The organism is Lysinibacillus sp. FSL L8-0126 (assembly GCF_038630385.1).
GTDB lineage: Bacteria > Bacillota > Bacilli > Bacillales_A > Planococcaceae > Lysinibacillus > Lysinibacillus fusiformis_D.
The window spans coordinates 919,354-934,817 of sequence record NZ_CP152028.1 but is presented as its reverse complement, the minus strand read 5'-3'; the positions used below and the strand labels follow the sequence as shown (position 1 = coordinate 934,817).

The window sequence follows — 15,464 nt, the reverse complement described above, 5'->3', positions numbered from 1 at the left end:
GAACAATCTGTGACATTTTGCGATCGCTTTCGATATTAGGTTGAAAGTGGGTTTGAAACAAAGTACACTTGAGGCAGAGCTTACATTTTAGTAAGCTAGGACACTTGGTATCGCGAATATGATGAGCGCTATGCGGCATTTGAATAACCCAAACCCAAGCCAAATGCCCCATGATGCTCATACTTCGCGTACCATAAAAAAAGAAAAGCTTTCTGTTCCCACGGACACGTCTCCGGGGAAGAGAAAGCTTTTCTTATTTATTCGTCTATTAGTTACTTTGTCGAGAGCCTTCATAACATAGAACGAGAGCTGTTCAAAAAGGTTTCCGCATTATTGTTTATTTTTATCATCACCTTTAAAAAGTGAGAATGGCAGCATGTTCCAAAATTCTCCCCATGTATCACTGTCGAGAATATCGAAGTTTGTACATTTTTCAGTTGGTACATCCTTAGCTTCTACATAAACAAGACGTTGTTTTGGACAAGCATCAGTAGCGAGTTTACCTGTTTCGATATCAATGACAACGCCCTCTACACCTTTAGGTTTTTTGAAATCCTCATTTTTCGTTCCTTTGTTGACGCTCTCCATAAAGTCAATCCAAATTTGCTTAGTGGCAGCAGTATCTTCCTTCGTTGTAAGGTTTTTACCCTGATCATAGCCGTTCCACACACCAGCAGTTAGACTTGGTGTAAAACCAATTAGCCATTGGTCACTATTGGTAGAACCTGATTTAGCCGCATAGGTGTGTGTCATGCGGGAACGAATACTAATGCCTGTAGCAGGAGAATAATCACTGAAAACCGGGTCAAAAATACCTGTCATCATCTCAGTTAAAATGTATGCATTTTCTTTTGAAATGGCCGTTTCCGCCTTGCTTGAAACATCTTTATTTTCATAAATAACGTCTCCATGAGCATTTTTTATGGACACAATGGTTGTTGGAATGGTTTGCTGTCCCTGAGATGCTAAAATATTATAAGCATTCGTCATCTCATATAATGTCGTTTCAATTGTACCGAGTGCGATAGATAAATTATCTTTAGCACCAATCCCTACACTAAAACGGTTTGCCATATCATGAAATTCCTTGAAGCCAATGTCCTCTAACGTTTTTACGGCGTAAATATTGTCTGAGATCGCAATCGCTTGAGCCATCGTCATATCATGATCTGCAAACTGACCATTGACATTTTTAGGTGCATAAGTGCCACGCCCATTATCATAGGTAAAGGTTGTTTCACCAACATCTAAAAATGTAAGCGGTGTGTAACCATTTTCTAGTGCCGCTGCATATAAAATCGGCTTGATAGTAGAGCCTGGTTGACGTTTAGCCTGTGTGACACGGTTAAATGAACTTACTGAATAGTCACGACCTCCAACTAATGCAGTGACAGCACCTGATTTCGATTCCATACTAACGAATGCTGTTTGAAGATCATTGGCAGGCATGTTTTTTACTACTGCTTCTTCAGCGGCTTTCTGGTGTTCCAGATTAAGCGTTGTTTGAATTGTCCAGCCACCTTCGCTAATATCGAGATTTTTTGACTTTAAAATTTCGCTAGCCTCTTGCCATGCCACATCAAGGAAATAAGGGGCGACAGATTTTGTGGCAACCCAGCTATCATTTTTTAAGACAAGCTGTTCATTTTCAGCTCGTGTTTTTTCTTCTTGTGTAATGGCACCTTGATCCGCCATTAGTTTTAAAATTACGTTTTGGCGATTCGTAGCCTTTTCTAAATTGGCAATAGGTGAATAGATACTTGGTCCCTTTGGTACGCCTGTTAGCATTGCAGCTTCCGCAAGTGTTAAATCAGCGGCAGATTTACCGAAGTAAAATCGACTGGCTGCTTCTACTCCATACATGCCGTGTCCATAGTATACCGTATTTAAATAGCCCTCTAATATTTCGTCCTTGTCATAAAAAACTTCTAATCTATAAGCATACAGGGCTTCATTTAATTTACGTGTCCAAGATTTTTCATGGGAAAGATAAAGATTACGTGCATATTGTTGCGTAATGGTACTAGCCCCTTGGACTTTTCCGCCCGCCTTAATATCCACTAAAATGGCACCAGCAATACGTGAATAATCAAAACCACCATGTTTATAAAAATCTTTATCCTCAACAGCAACTACTGCTTCTTTTAAATAAGGTGACATCTCATCAAGACCAACCCAATAACGTCGTTGATTTGTAAAGTGATCTCCAATTTGGTTCTCATTTTCATCTAAGAAGATGGAAGCTTTCGGTACGGTTAAAGGCGGTGCACCAGCCACTTGAACATAGATGCGTAGAGCGACAAATGCTACGACAATTGCAGATGCAAAGGCGACAAAAAGAGTAAGGGATTTCCGTGTGCGCTTTACACGCTTTTGCTTTCGATGATAGCTTTTTCGTTTCATCCGACTTCACCTCGTTTTCTTACAACTTCTAATTTTAGCTTTAGTATGTGTTTGAACACTCATCTTTAATCGAAATTCTAACTAAAAACTATTGCACTTTATTCAAAAACATCTATACTTTTTTTGTACTACTTGAAATGCGAGCATTCGACAGAAAAATCACACCTTGTAGATTTTAATCGAAATTTGCTAGATGTTCCAATAATGTATACGAGGACGAAAGGATACAGGTTTCATTACAATCCTGTAAGCCATAATAGAAGAAGTTGAAGAGAATTGATAATCAATACAATTTGTTAATGATACGGAGGGCAAGCAATGAGATTTGATGAAGCTTATTCAGGAAATGTTTTTATAAAAAGTCATCCTACCTATGAGGATGCACAAGCCGTTATTTATGGCATGCCAATGGACTGGACAGTAAGTTACCGTCCAGGATCACGTTTCGGTCCACAGCGTATCCGTGAGGTATCGATCGGTCTTGAAGAGTATAGCCCATATCTAGATCGCGAGCTTGAGGAAGTAAAGTACTTTGATGCTGGTGATATTCCACTACCTTTCGGGAATGCACAGCGCTCATTAGATGAAATCGAAAAATTTATTGAAACATTATTAGCAGATGGCAAGATTCCTGTCGGTATGGGTGGGGAGCATTTAGTGTCTTGGCCAGTTATGAAGGCTGTCTCTGCTAAATATGATGATCTTGCCATCATTCATTTTGATGCACATACCGATTTACGTGTGGAATATGAGGGAGAACCACTTTCTCACTCAACACCAATTCGTAAAATTGCGGAACATATTGGACCGAAAAATGTTTATTCTTTCGGCATTCGTTCAGGCATGAAAGAAGAATTTGAATGGGCAAAGGAAAACGGCATGCACATTTCAAAATTTGAAGTGCTTGAGCCGTTAAAAGAGGTTTTACCAACATTAGCTGGGCGCAATGTGTATGTAACGATTGATATTGACGTTTTAGATCCAGCACACGCTCCAGGCACTGGTACAGTAGATTGTGGAGGTATTACATCAAAAGAATTACTAGCTTCCATCCACGCGATAGCAGCTAGTGGTGTAAATGTTGTAGGCTTTGATCTAGTAGAAGTCGCACCTATCTATGATTCATCAGAAATGACGGCAAACACAGCTTCTAAATTATTACGAGAAATGATTTTAGGCTGGGTAAAATAAGTAAGGCATTGAAAACAGATTGATTGGATGGGGTTAGCTATAGGCTTGCCCCATTTTGTATTTTCTATTGAAATGAAGAATAGCTATACGTCATAAATTTGAAACTTATTTTACGTAGTTGCGTAGATAAGTTAAGTAATAGTTTCTATTTTATAGAAGAGAGAAAAATTGATGAAACAACTGTCATCTATTGGTCAGTAGAATGTATGGTTCTTTAATTTAATTAGTGATAGGAAGGAGGAGTATTATGATTTGGTCACTTCTCATCAATGATTTATTCATCTTTGTCAGTACAATGGAATACTTTTGGCTATTAGCTTCTTTGGTTTTAACTGTGCTAAGTGTTCATTTGCATCTGTATCTGGTTAATAAAATAACAGTTCAAGAAGTAAAGGACGAAGCGTTTGAAGTTGACTATAATATCACGAATACTTGGACTCCACCTATGCTAACGTGGTTTGTTCTATGTATTAGGACGTCGGAAAACAGTGAGGAAGAAAGTGTATCTCCTAGTTTCATGTAAACTTTTAAACTAGGAGGAATATTATTGTTAACCTTTTTAGCACAACCGATTATTTACTTTATTCATTTCATCCATTCATTTACAGGTAGCTATGCAGTGAGTGTCATTGGCATTACGATTGCAGTAAGATTAATTCTAATGCCGCTATTTATTCAATCTGCAAAACATCAAAAGCGCTCGAAAGAACTAATGTCAGCCATTAAGCCTGAACTAGATGCGCTTACCACTAAATATAAGAACAGTCAAAATGAATCTGAAAAAATAATAGTACAACAAAAAATGCAAGCATTAACGTCAGATTCATTGAAAAGTTCTTTATTAGGCTGTTTACCTATTATTGTTCAATTGCCTGTATTATTTTCACTGTATTACGCGATTAAGTTAGATACCGTCATCGCAAGTGAAAATTTCCTATGGATGAATTTAGGTACGATAGATATTGGCATTTCGATTATTGCTTGTTTGATTTATTTGATGCAAAGTGTTTTCTTCTTAGAGAAAAGCCAACCACTTAATATGAAGATTATGGTGTTCATTAATCCAATCATGATCCTCATTTTTAGTTTGTTCAATCCAGCGATTATCCCTATCTATTGGACAGTTAGTGCTATATTATTAATAGTTCAACAATTAATCATTAAAAAATGGTATAGATAAAATGAAACTTCTCTCTTTCGATTATGTAAAGAGAGGAGTTTTTATTTATTCTCCATCTATATTTGTGAGATGCTTTACATGACTTCTATCTTGAAAAAACAGGAGTATTCATCCTATAATAAAAAGGTTATAGTAAAAGACTAAAAGGGAGCGTCCATTATGGCGAACGAAATAAGATCGCAAGTGAACATTAAGCTCATTTCTACAATTCGTCCAAGTGATGGAGAGTCCGAAAGTTATGAAATGTGGCTCAAAGGGCAGCTACTTGAAAAAGCAGGAAGCTTATATTTGAAATATGATGAGGTGCAGGAGGATAAAACTATCCGCACAACAATGAAATTAGGACATGAGAAAGCGCTAATTATGCGTGCTGGCTCGGTCAATATGCGCTTACCACTTAACATAATTGAGCAACAAAAAGGGCATTATGAAAGTGAGTTTGGTTCCATGCCACTCATTATTGACACGAAAAAAATGACCTTTACGAAACGGGCATTAAGCGGAGATTTCCATGTACAGTACGATTTACTAATGGGTGGGCAATCCGTTGGCAACTATACATTAGATATTACATTTACGGAGGTACAATGATGAACGCAGTAGAACAAGTACAACAGGCTATAAAAGCAGCAATAGCTAAGGCTGTTGAAAAAGCAGGCTTAGTTGAGGCTGGTACAGAATTATCGATTCACTTGGAATCACCAAAGGATAAAGCAAATGGGGACTATGCAACAAACATTGCAATGCAATTAACGAAATTAGCTAAAAAACCACCTCGTGCTATTGCGGAAGCTATTTTAGAAAATCTTGAAACAGCAGGTATAGATATTGAAAAAATCGACATTGCTGGTCCTGGCTTCATGAATATCACAGTACGTAAAGATTTCCTAACTGGGGTAATTACACAGGCTCTTGAACAAGGTACTGACTACGGCCGTTCAAATGCTGGTGCTGGGGAAAAGATTCAAGTGGAGTTTGTTTCAGCAAACCCTACAGGGGACCTTCATCTAGGACATGCACGTGGAGCTTCTGTTGGAGATTCATTATGTAATGTATTAGATATGGCTGGTTACAGCGTCTCTCGTGAATATTATATTAATGATGCGGGCAATCAAATTAATAACCTAGCTTACTCATTAGAAGCACGCTATAAACAAGCACTAGGTATGGAAGCGGAGATGCCAGAAGACGGCTATCATGGGCAAGATATTATTGATATTGCGGGTAAATTAGCGGAGGAGCATGGTGAAGCTATTTTAGCAAAATCAGAGGATGAACGTTTTGCATTCTTCCGTCAACACGGTTTAGCCTTAGAATTAGATAAATTAAAAACAGACTTAGCAAACTTCCGCGTGAACTTTAATGTCTGGTATTCTGAAACGTCTCTATATGAAAACGGTAAAATCGAAGTAGCGTTAGATAAATTAAAAGCAAATGGTCATGTCTTTGAAGAAGATGGTGCTACTTGGTTCCGCTCTACAACATTTGGTGATGATAAAGACCGTGTGTTAATTAAAAATGATGGTTCGTTCACATACTTAACGCCAGATATTGCTTACCACGAAGACAAAATTGTCCGTGGTTTCGATAAATTAATCAATATTTGGGGAGCCGACCACCACGGTTATATTCCACGTATGAAAGCAGCTATTCAGGCCCTTGGCTATGATCGTGATACATTAGAAGTAGAAGTTATTCAAATGGTTCAGCTTTATAAAAACGGTGAAAAATTCAAAATGTCTAAACGGACAGGGAACGCGGTAACAATGCGTGAGCTTGTAGAAGAGGTTGGCCTTGATGCAGTACGATACTTCTTCGTGAAAACTGCAGGCGATTCTCATATGGACTTTGACCTTGATCTTGCTGTATCACAATCCAATGAAAACCCAGTGTACTATGCACAATATGCACATGCTCGTATTTCATCTATTTTACGCTCGGCAAATGAGCAAGGATTTGCTGCAGCAACAGATCATCTTAATCTGTTAACAGCAGAAAAAGAAATTGATTTACTGAAAAAGATTGGCGATTTCCCGAGAGTGGTAGCAGAAGCGGCGAAACACCGTACACCACACCGAATCGCTAACTATATTCAAGAGACAGCAGCAACATTCCATAGCTTTTACAATGCAGAAAAAGTATTGGATGCTTCCAACAAGGAGTTAACAGAGGCTCGTTTAGCATTGATTACAGCTGTACGCACAACAATTGCTAATGCACTACGTTTAATCGGCGTATCTGCACCAGAAAAAATGTAATACTTTTTAAGCCCCTAACATGACGAATGTTAGGGGTTTTTTAGTGGATAGAAGGCCAAAAATGGGCGATAACATTCTAAAAGTGGTTGAAAAAACAGTAAATGTGAGAGATAAAAAGGCATAAGGAACGGATAGCACTAAAAATTAGCTGTTTCAAACTTAATTTTTCTGTTAATTTCGAAAATTTTGTTGAAGTTTACGTCAACGTCAATGATATACTGTTGACAATAAGGAAAGGGGAGATGGTTTTGAAGACGATTCAGGAGGTAGCAAAGGAATTCAATGTATCTACTCGCACAATTCGTTATTATGAAGAACTTGGTCTTCTTCGTCCCGATCGCTCATCTACCAATCAACGAACCTTTTCAAAAAAAGAATTGGCGAAGCTCAAGCTTATTTTCAGAGGCAAGCGTTACGGGTTCTCACTAGAGGAAATCAAAGAGATGGTTTTACTTTTTGATTTTGATCGCTCAGGTATTCAGCAATTAGAGCGGACAGTAGAGTATGGAGAACAAAAAATTCAAGAGATTGAGAGTAAAATTGCTGAGCTGACGCAAATGAAACAGGAATTACAGCAAATGCAAGGCATGTTTAGTGAAAAATTAGCTACTTTAAAGGGAGAGATGCATGATGAATAGTTCCAGTTTGTTAGCACGAAATGCCCGTAAGTATCCAAAAAATGAAGCCATTATTTGTCATGGCAGAAGAGTGACCTATCGTGATTTAGATGAACAAGTAACACGTTTTAGTCATGCTTTGCTAGAGCAAGGAGTAAGTCAGGATGATAAGGTTTTAATCTTTATGCCGAACGTTTTAGAGTTTGTTGTAAGCTATTTTGCTATTCAGCGTATCGGGGCAATCGTTGTTCCAGTCAATGCGAAATTTACATTGCAGGAAGTAGAGTATGTGGCACAGCATGCCGAAGCGAAGGCGATTGTTGTTCATGAGGCGATTTTTGCCGCAGTGGAACAACTAGCTGCTGTACCATTAAAAATTAAAACCGGCCAAGAAAAAGCAGGTTGGCAGCATTACGAAACAATGCTTCAAAATGCGAGCACACAAACAATTGATTGCCAGCTACAAGAAGATGACCCTTCGACTATTTTGTATACATCTGGTACGACAGGAAAACCAAAGGGTGTGTTATTTAGCTACCGTAATATTTTAACAGTGGCACAAATGATTGCTGTTGAAATGGAAGTGAAACCTGAAAGCCGTATATTGCTCATGATGCCATTAACTCATTCAGCACCATTGCATTTATTTTTAATGGCGGGCGTATTTGTAGGGTCAACAAGCGTATTAACACCAACCTTTACACCAGACCTTTTTATCGATGCCATTGAGCAGGAAAAAACGACGCATTTCTTTGGAGCGCCTGTTGCTTATTTATTAACGGCTCAGATGCCGAGGCTACAAACGGCTGATTTGTCTTCCATGAAGTGGTGGGTATATGGTGGAGCACCATTATCTCAAAATGAGGTTCGCTTCATTCAACAGGCATTCCGAACAACTAATTTAACCTGTGTTTATGGATTAACAGAGGCGGGTCCGAGTGGCTCACTGTTATTTGGCAAGGAGCATGAAACGAAGGCTGGGAGTATTGGCCAACGGGCGCCACTTGGCACAGAGCTTCGTATTGTCAATGACAATGGAGAAGATGTAAATGTGGGCGAAGTAGGAGAAATTGTCTTATTTGGTGAGGGTAATATGCTTGGCTACTTCAAGGATGAAATAGCAACCAAGGCTGCTTACATTGATGGGTGGTTAAAAACAGGAGATCTGGCTCGGATGGATGAGGACGGCTTTATTTGGATTGTGGATCGCAAAAAAGATGTCATTATTTCAGGTGGTGTCAATATTTATCCGAAGGAAATTGAAGATTGCCTATTAAGCTTTGAAGGGATATTTGAAGTTGCTGTCATTGGTATACCACATCCGCAATGGGGGGAAACCGTGAAGGCTGTATATGCTACGAAACAAGACATAGATGAGGATGCATTGAAAACTTATTTAGAGGAACGGCTTGCGAAGTATAAACTACCACGTATTTTCGAAAAAGTGGAAGCGCTACCACGCAATGCTTCAGGCAAAATTTTAAAACAATCCTTGAAAGGACAAGAGGTGAGATAGCATGAAGGTTTTACAGCAGGAAGAAATGCGTGCAACAAACTTTTTTACAGAGGAAGAAACGCTTCAAAAAGTGTTAGAAATGATGTTAGATAAAGAGTTTTTGTCTTATGCACACAAAGAACTGACAGATTTCGGTGAGTTATGTGCAGGTGATATTGACGTAAGGGCAAAACATACTGATCGGCAGGGAGAGCCCCGCCTTGAACGGTATAATGCTTATGGAGAAGAGGTATCAGAGGTTTGGGTGAATGACGGTTACAAAAAAACAATTGAAGAGACATATAATACGGGAATTGTTGGCTATGTGCACAAAGAAATTCCACAGTTAGGTCACAAAGGGAATTATGTCTATAGCTTTGCACAAGGTTATTTACTATCTCATGCAGAGCCCGGTTTTTATTGTCCCGTGACTTTGACGATGGCTACGGCTTATCTATTAGATCATTATGCTGATGAGGATGTAAAGCAGCGTTTCTTGCCACATGTTTGTGCAACAGGAGAGACGGAGCTATACGAAGGGGCAACATTTTTAACAGAACGTCAAGGAGGGTCAGACGTTGGGGCGAATGTTGTGGAGGCCAGAAAAGTAGGCAATGAGTACCGTCTCTATGGAGAAAAATACTTCGCATCCAATGCAGGTATGTGTGGCGTAGCAATGGTGTTGGCACGTTTAGAAGGCGCACAAGCAGGCTCTAAAGGGTTAACATTATTTGCAGTTCCATGGAATAATGAAGATGGTACGGCCAATCATCTTCGTATTCGTCGATTGAAAGATAAATTAGGCGTTCGAGCAGTCCCATCGGGCGAGGTAGAGTTTGATGGTGCCCTTGCTTATATTGTAGGGGAACAAAATAAAGGGATTTATTACATGCTAGAAGCACTAAATCTTTCAAGAATTTGTAATGCAGTCGCATCGATTGGTATTATGCGTCGAGGCTTTTTAGAGGCAAAGCATTATGTGACCAATCGATATGCATTTGGCAAGCCCTTAACACAATACCCAATGATCCAGGATACATTAGGGAAGTTTGCTGCTAAGCTGCATGTGGAAGTAGCGACAGTATTTGATCTTATTCAATTATACGATAAAGTGACAAGTGGGCAGGGAACACAACAAGATCTCATTATGAATCGTTTATATATTGCCATTATGAAAAAGGAAACGGCAGAGCAAGCCGTTCATTATGCTAGTGAAGCGATTGAATTACATGGTGGTAATGGCTATATTGAAGACTTTGTGACACCACGCTTACTAAGGGATGCACAAGTATTGACGGTATGGGAGGGGACGGCAAATATTTTGGCTTTAGAACTTATTCGTTTAGTGGATAAATTCCATGCACATGAACTGTTTGTCCGTGAAATGGAGACAAGGCTAGAGAAGCTAGCGGATAGTCCACTAGTGCGAATTGTGGAAGAGCAGTTGGTAAATCTTGCGGCTACACTACAAATTTTTAGCGCTTTAGATGAAGCAACTAAAACTTTTGAAGCAAAAGATATAGCGAAAAAGATGGGCCATCTTTATGAAAGTGTTGTAGCGGTGGAATGGGCACTAAAATTTGGCGGGAAGTACGAAAAGCTAGCGGATATCTATTTAGAGCAAACGTGGTCATTGCGACAAATAGGTGCACAAATGAAAACCGTACAATATTTTTCTGAAATTGTATAATTGCCAAGGAGTCGTCTGGAATGGAGGCGACTTCTTTTATTTTCATGTATAATGAAATCAACTGAATATTATAAAGGTTCTTTACTTAAGTAAAGTGAAAAGGGAAGTCGGTGTAATTCCGATGCGGTCCCGCCACTGTAAGTGTGAGTTTTTTCAAATAATGCCACTGAAGATTTCGGGAAGGCTTGAAAAACGCAATAAGCACGAGCCAGGAGACCTGCCTTTATAGTATAGACATGACAGCCTACGAGGATAGGGTGGTGGATTTTGTATCAGTTTTTTGGTGCGATTTTGACCCCTCATCATTCGAAGATGAGGGGTCTTATTTTGATGGAGAAAATATTTCTAACCAATTGACGCACGGATCAACAAAGGAGGATTCATATGAAGAAATTTTGGAAAATAGGATTATCAGCATTTTTAGCAGTAGGTTTGTTAGCAGCATGCGGGCAAGAAGCCAAAAATGACAAGCCAGTAGCTACGGAGCAGCAAACACAGCAAGAGACTCCACAGGTGGATGAAGCAACATTCCCAATGACCATAACAGATGCCATTGGCAAGGATGTTACACTTGAAGCACCGCCTGAAAAAATTGTTTCTCTTATTCCAAGTAACACAGAGATATTATTTGAACTTGGTTTAAATGATGAAATAGTTGGGGTGACAGACAATGATGATTATCCACCAGAAGTCGCTGAAAAGGATAAAGTTGGGGGCATGGAGTACAATATTGAAAAAATTATTGCCTTAAAGCCAGATATCGTGTTTTCGCATGAATCTAGCATGTCCCTTTCAGAAGCGGCGATTGAACAGCTTGAGTCAGCAGGTTTGAAAGTATTTGTTGTAAAAAATGCACAAGACTTTAATGAAACTTACACAACGATTGAGCTGCTTGGTCGTGCAACAGGGAAATTACCAGAGGCTGAAAAAATTATTGCTAATATGAAGGAAAAAGTGGAAGATGTTCTGACAAAAGTAAAGGATGTCGAACCCAAAAAAGTGCTAGTCGAAGCATCGGATGAACCTACTATTTATACGGCGGGTAATGGCACATTTATGAATGCTATGCTGGACATGATTCATGCAGAAAACGTAGCGGCAGATGCGAAGGATTGGTATGAAATTAGTTCAGAACAAATTATTGCGAAAAACCCAGATGTCATCGTTGTGACATATCATTATGTACCAGATATTTTAACAAAAATACCACAACGTGCTGGTTTCGATACTGTTAATGCCGTGAAAAATAAGGCAATCGTTCAAGTAGATGAAAGTACAACAAGTCGTCAAGGTCCTCGTTTAGGAGAAGGTCTTGAAGAATTAGCAAAAGCTATTTATCCAGAGGTATTTAAGTGAAAAAAATAGCACTAGCCTATGTACTAACATGTACGCTTCTTGTCATTAGTATCTGGTGTGGCGTAGCGATAGGCTCAGTTCATATTCCGTTAGAAGTTTTATGGAATCAAGCAGTTGATGAAACGGCTGCTAATATCTTTTGGAAAATCCGTCTGCCACGCGTGTTGTTAGCGGGACTAGTGGGAGCTTCTCTGGCCATTGCTGGAGCAGCTTTCCAAGGGTTGTTAAAAAATCCATTGGCAGATCCATATACATTAGGCGTTTCATCGGGGGCATCTGTTGGTGCTGTTATTACGATCTTTTTTAGTATATCTATACCGGTCGTAGGCTTGTATGCCCTACCCACTTTTAGTATGATAGGCGCAATCATCACGATGGTAGTGGTCATGAGCTTCGCTAGAATGGTAGACCGTTCATTGAAGATGGAAACGTTAATTTTAACAGGTGTTATTTTTAGCTCATTTCTAGGTTCTCTCATTTCATTAATGATCGCTTTATCTGGAGAAGAGCTACGCCAAGTAATTGGCTGGTTACTAGGTTCTGTGTCAATGCGTGGATGGCCATATGTCCAAATGATCACGCCATTTGTTATTGTTGGTTCCATTATGCTTTGGACGCAAAGACGAGAGCTAAATGTTTTGTTATATGGTGAAGAGCGCGCGAAGCATTTAGGTGTCAATGTAAAACGTAGTAAGTATTTGATTTTAGCGGGTGGCTCCATGTTAACGGGAGCTGCTGTAGCGGTTTCTGGCACAATTGGCTTTGTAGGATTAGTTGTACCGCATATGACAAGGATGATTTGGGGTTCTGACCACCGTCATTTATTGCCATTATCGTTTTTCAATGGCGCAACTTTACTCATTGTTTGCGATTTAGTAGCACGAACAATTATTGTGCCAAGAGAGCTACCTATTGGTGTTATTACGGCGTTTATTGGTGCACCTGTTTTCTCCTATATTTTTTATAAGCAACGAAGAAGTAAGGGGGTACGGGCATGATTATTGTCGAACATCTATCAGGTGGTTATGAAGATGTACCAATCGTCAAGGACATTAGTTTTACTGTGGAAAAAGGGAAAATTCTTGGTATTCTGGGACCGAATGGTAGTGGGAAATCTACATTATTAAAGGTAATGAGTGGGATATTACCAGCTACTGCTGGAACAATCACAATTGATGGACAAAATATCCTTTCTTATAATGCCCGTGCTTTGGCGCAAAAGATGGCTGTACTACCACAGCTTCATGCAAATGCTTTCTCAAACAGTGTAAGGGAGGCCATTTCACTAGGGCGCTACCCCCATCAAACAGGTTTTTTCTCAAGTTGGTCTGAACAGGATGAACAGGCTGTTCAGCATGCCATGCTGCAAACAGGTGTGAAACGCTATGAGCACACCCCGTTAGAATTTTTATCGGGTGGTGAACAACAAAGAGTATTTGTTGCCCAGGCATTAGCGCAAACAGCAGAAATTCTACTGCTGGATGAGCCAACCAATCATCTAGACATTGCACATCAACGGCAAATCTTAGATATGGTCAGGAAGGAAGCTGTGGAGTGTGGTTTAACGGTCGTTATGGTACTACATGATATGAATTTAGCCTCTCTCTATTGTGATGAATTATTGCTTATGGAGGGTGGGCAAATGAGAGCACTTGGAGTACCGCATGAAGTATTAATAGCCTCCCAAATTGAAGAAGTTTATCAAGCACGAGTGGCTACATATGCCCATCCTGAAATACCAAAACCTCAAATTACAATGATGCCCGCAACAACTGATTACCAGCAGCGAGCTGTCATCAAAAAAGACCATTTCATGATAACGGAACACTATATTCAACTTCAATCAGAGATTCCGTTAAAAACAGTGTCCTCTGCTGTTCATAACCCAGGTATTGGCTGGCATAATTGCTTATTAAATCGCTCTGTACCTGGCGATTATGTGATAAGTGATGTAAAAAGAGAAGTTAGTGATTTTTTGCAAAGAGAGAATTTTTCCCCAACAAGTACTGTTGTGATGCTGACAGCAGTGCCAACAGCTCTTGTTGCCATCAATGAATTTTCAGCGCCTTTTGGCAGTATGATAGTAGCTGTAACAGCTGGTGTGGGCAATGCGGTTGATGTATCACGTGTACACGAAAGACAGGATGATCCATATATTGGTACTATCAATACATGGATCATAATCAATGGCTGTTTATCGGAGGAGGCATTTTTCCAGGCACTGATGACAGCTACAGAGGCGAAAACAAAAGCTTTGCAATCAGAAGATATTCGTGACGAGCGTAGTGGAACTATTGCTACAGGAACTGCTACAGATAGTCTGTTAATTGCAGCAACTCAAAAAGGGGAAGAAATGCTGTATGGTGGCCCGATTACGGAAGTTGGTAAAATGATTGCCAAGGGTGTTTATGAAACAACAGTTCAGGCCATCAGAAATTATAAAAATCAGTTTTAGGAGATGAGAGAAATGAAGCTTTACACGAAAACAGGCGATACGGGGAAAACAAGTCTAATTGGCGGACGCGTTGATAAAGATAGCTTACGTGTTGAAACATACGGGGCGATTGATGAATTAAACTCTTTTATCGGGAAGGCAGTAAGTGAATTAGATCAAGCACTTTTTAAGGATATTTTAACAGATCTTGAAACAATTCAGCATGAACTATTCGATGCTGGTGGTGACCTTGCCAATGTGATGAAAGAACGCCACTATAAATTAACAGAGCAACCGATTGAAGTGCTGGAAGCTCGTATAGATGCTTTATCAGATGAGGCACCACCATTACAACGTTTTATTTTACCAGGTGGCGCACCAGCAGCTGCAACTTTACACATTGCTCGTACAGTTGCACGACGAGCAGAGCGTGAAATGGTGACACTTATGAAAGAAGTGGAGGACGTGCCGAAAGTTGTACAAAAATATTTAAATCGATTATCAGATTATTTATTTGCAGCCGCACGTGTTGTAAATGCTCGATTAAACGTAGCAGATATTGAATACATTCGCAGTGGCAATGTCTTCAAAAAATAAACTTGTTATGTGAATGTCGCAGCTTTTATTAATTAAATTTTAAAAAGGAAAAGTAAAAAAATGCTACTTTGAATAAATTTCAGGGTGGCTTTTTTTCTTGTAAAGTGTAAGAATATAAAATTATCAGAAATATTTCCGTTTTATGTTGACTGAATGCTCACTCATTTATTAGAATAGGAATATATTGATATAGTGACGCACATTTCCGTATGAACTAGCAAATTTGCCGCAAAGAGAGAAAAT

The 15,464-nt window shown here is 39.4% G+C and carries 13 protein-coding genes and 1 riboswitch; of the genes, 12 read left to right on the top strand and 1 reads right to left on the bottom strand.

Features of this window, described 5'->3' with window-relative positions:
- Nucleotides 1-330: 330 nt before the first annotated feature.
- Nucleotides 331-2,403, bottom strand: a complete 2,073-nt coding sequence (locus MHI34_RS04440) for a transglycosylase domain-containing protein (protein WP_271912331.1) — start codon at nt 2,401-2,403, stop codon at nt 331-333.
- 318 nt (nt 2,404-2,721) lie between these two features.
- Here MHI34_RS04440 and speB point away from each other — a divergent pair, with 318 nt between their 5' ends.
- The 12 genes from speB to MHI34_RS04380 all read left to right on the top strand — a co-directional run bounded on the left by speB (nt 2,722) and on the right by MHI34_RS04380 (nt 15,221).
- Nucleotides 2,722-3,594, top strand: coding sequence for an agmatinase (speB, locus tag MHI34_RS04435; protein ID WP_036121512.1), 873 nt, complete (start codon nt 2,722-2,724; stop codon nt 3,592-3,594).
- Between the two features lie 247 nt (nt 3,595-3,841).
- Nucleotides 3,842-4,117: a hypothetical protein gene (locus MHI34_RS04430; RefSeq protein WP_340809894.1), complete on the top strand. Its 276-nt coding sequence runs from the start codon at nt 3,842-3,844 to the stop codon at nt 4,115-4,117.
- A 24-nt stretch (nt 4,118-4,141) separates the two neighbouring features.
- The gene (gene yidC, locus MHI34_RS04425) at nt 4,142-4,774 is read left to right on the top strand and encodes a membrane protein insertase YidC (protein ID WP_089933031.1); all 633 of its coding nucleotides are present in this window, start codon (nt 4,142-4,144) and stop codon (nt 4,772-4,774) included.
- A 159-nt stretch (nt 4,775-4,933) separates the two neighbouring features.
- Complete coding sequence (locus MHI34_RS04420) at nt 4,934-5,365, top strand: DUF1934 domain-containing protein (protein WP_330493599.1); 432 nt, start codon at nt 4,934-4,936, stop codon at nt 5,363-5,365.
- Nucleotides 5,365-7,032: an arginine--tRNA ligase gene (gene argS, locus MHI34_RS04415; protein WP_342504452.1), complete on the top strand. Its 1,668-nt coding sequence runs from the start codon at nt 5,365-5,367 to the stop codon at nt 7,030-7,032. The genes MHI34_RS04420 and argS overlap by 1 nt, the downstream gene beginning before the upstream one ends.
- Nucleotides 7,033-7,280: 248 nt before the next feature.
- Entirely contained in the window at nt 7,281-7,670 is a 390-nt protein-coding gene (locus tag MHI34_RS04410; protein ID WP_036121497.1) for a MerR family transcriptional regulator, read from the top strand.
- Nucleotides 7,663-9,165, top strand: a complete 1,503-nt coding sequence (locus MHI34_RS04405; protein ID WP_342504451.1) for a long-chain-fatty-acid--CoA ligase — start codon at nt 7,663-7,665, stop codon at nt 9,163-9,165. Before MHI34_RS04410 ends, MHI34_RS04405 begins: the two co-directional genes overlap by 8 nt.
- A 1-nt stretch (nt 9,166) precedes the next feature.
- Nucleotides 9,167-10,834 carry an acyl-CoA dehydrogenase family protein gene (locus MHI34_RS04400; RefSeq protein ID WP_342504144.1) on the top strand — a complete coding sequence of 556 codons (1,668 nt, stop codon included), beginning with the start codon at nt 9,167-9,169 and terminating at the stop codon, nt 10,832-10,834.
- 57 nt (nt 10,835-10,891) lie between these two features.
- A riboswitch (cobalamin riboswitch) is annotated at nt 10,892-11,074 on the top strand.
- Nucleotides 11,075-11,218: 144 nt separating this feature from the next.
- On the top strand, nt 11,219-12,190 hold the full coding sequence (locus MHI34_RS04395; protein ID WP_089933021.1) for an ABC transporter substrate-binding protein: 972 nt from the start codon (nt 11,219-11,221) through the stop codon (nt 12,188-12,190).
- Entirely contained in the window at nt 12,187-13,188 is a 1,002-nt protein-coding gene (locus MHI34_RS04390) for an iron ABC transporter permease (protein WP_058844294.1), read from the top strand. The genes MHI34_RS04395 and MHI34_RS04390 overlap by 4 nt, the downstream gene beginning before the upstream one ends.
- Complete coding sequence (locus MHI34_RS04385) at nt 13,185-14,645, top strand: adenosylcobinamide amidohydrolase (RefSeq protein ID WP_342504143.1); 1,461 nt, start codon at nt 13,185-13,187, stop codon at nt 14,643-14,645. Before MHI34_RS04390 ends, MHI34_RS04385 begins: the two co-directional genes overlap by 4 nt.
- 12 nt (nt 14,646-14,657) lie before the next feature.
- Nucleotides 14,658-15,221: a cob(I)yrinic acid a,c-diamide adenosyltransferase gene (locus tag MHI34_RS04380; protein ID WP_036121468.1), complete on the top strand. Its 564-nt coding sequence runs from the start codon at nt 14,658-14,660 to the stop codon at nt 15,219-15,221.
- Nucleotides 15,222-15,464 lie beyond the last annotated feature (243 nt).

Bases quoted from the DNA above. Each gene is read 5' to 3' on its own strand.
- MHI34_RS04440 (WP_271912331.1), bottom strand. From the start codon at position 2,403: ATGAAACGAAAAAGCTATCATCGAAAGCAAAAGCGTGTAAAGCGCACA.
- speB (WP_036121512.1), top strand. From the start codon at position 2,722: ATGAGATTTGATGAAGCTTATTCAGGAAATGTTTTTATAAAAAGTCAT.
- MHI34_RS04430 (WP_340809894.1), top strand. From the start codon at position 3,842: ATGATTTGGTCACTTCTCATCAATGATTTATTCATCTTTGTCAGTACA.
- MHI34_RS04420 (WP_330493599.1), top strand. From the start codon at position 4,934: ATGGCGAACGAAATAAGATCGCAAGTGAACATTAAGCTCATTTCTACA.
- argS (WP_342504452.1), top strand. From the start codon at position 5,365: ATGAACGCAGTAGAACAAGTACAACAGGCTATAAAAGCAGCAATAGCT.
- MHI34_RS04405 (WP_342504451.1), top strand. From the start codon at position 7,663: ATGAATAGTTCCAGTTTGTTAGCACGAAATGCCCGTAAGTATCCAAAA.
- MHI34_RS04400 (WP_342504144.1), top strand. From the start codon at position 9,167: ATGAAGGTTTTACAGCAGGAAGAAATGCGTGCAACAAACTTTTTTACA.
- MHI34_RS04395 (WP_089933021.1), top strand. From the start codon at position 11,219: ATGAAGAAATTTTGGAAAATAGGATTATCAGCATTTTTAGCAGTAGGT.
- MHI34_RS04385 (WP_342504143.1), top strand. From the start codon at position 13,185: ATGATTATTGTCGAACATCTATCAGGTGGTTATGAAGATGTACCAATC.
- MHI34_RS04380 (WP_036121468.1), top strand. From the start codon at position 14,658: ATGAAGCTTTACACGAAAACAGGCGATACGGGGAAAACAAGTCTAATT.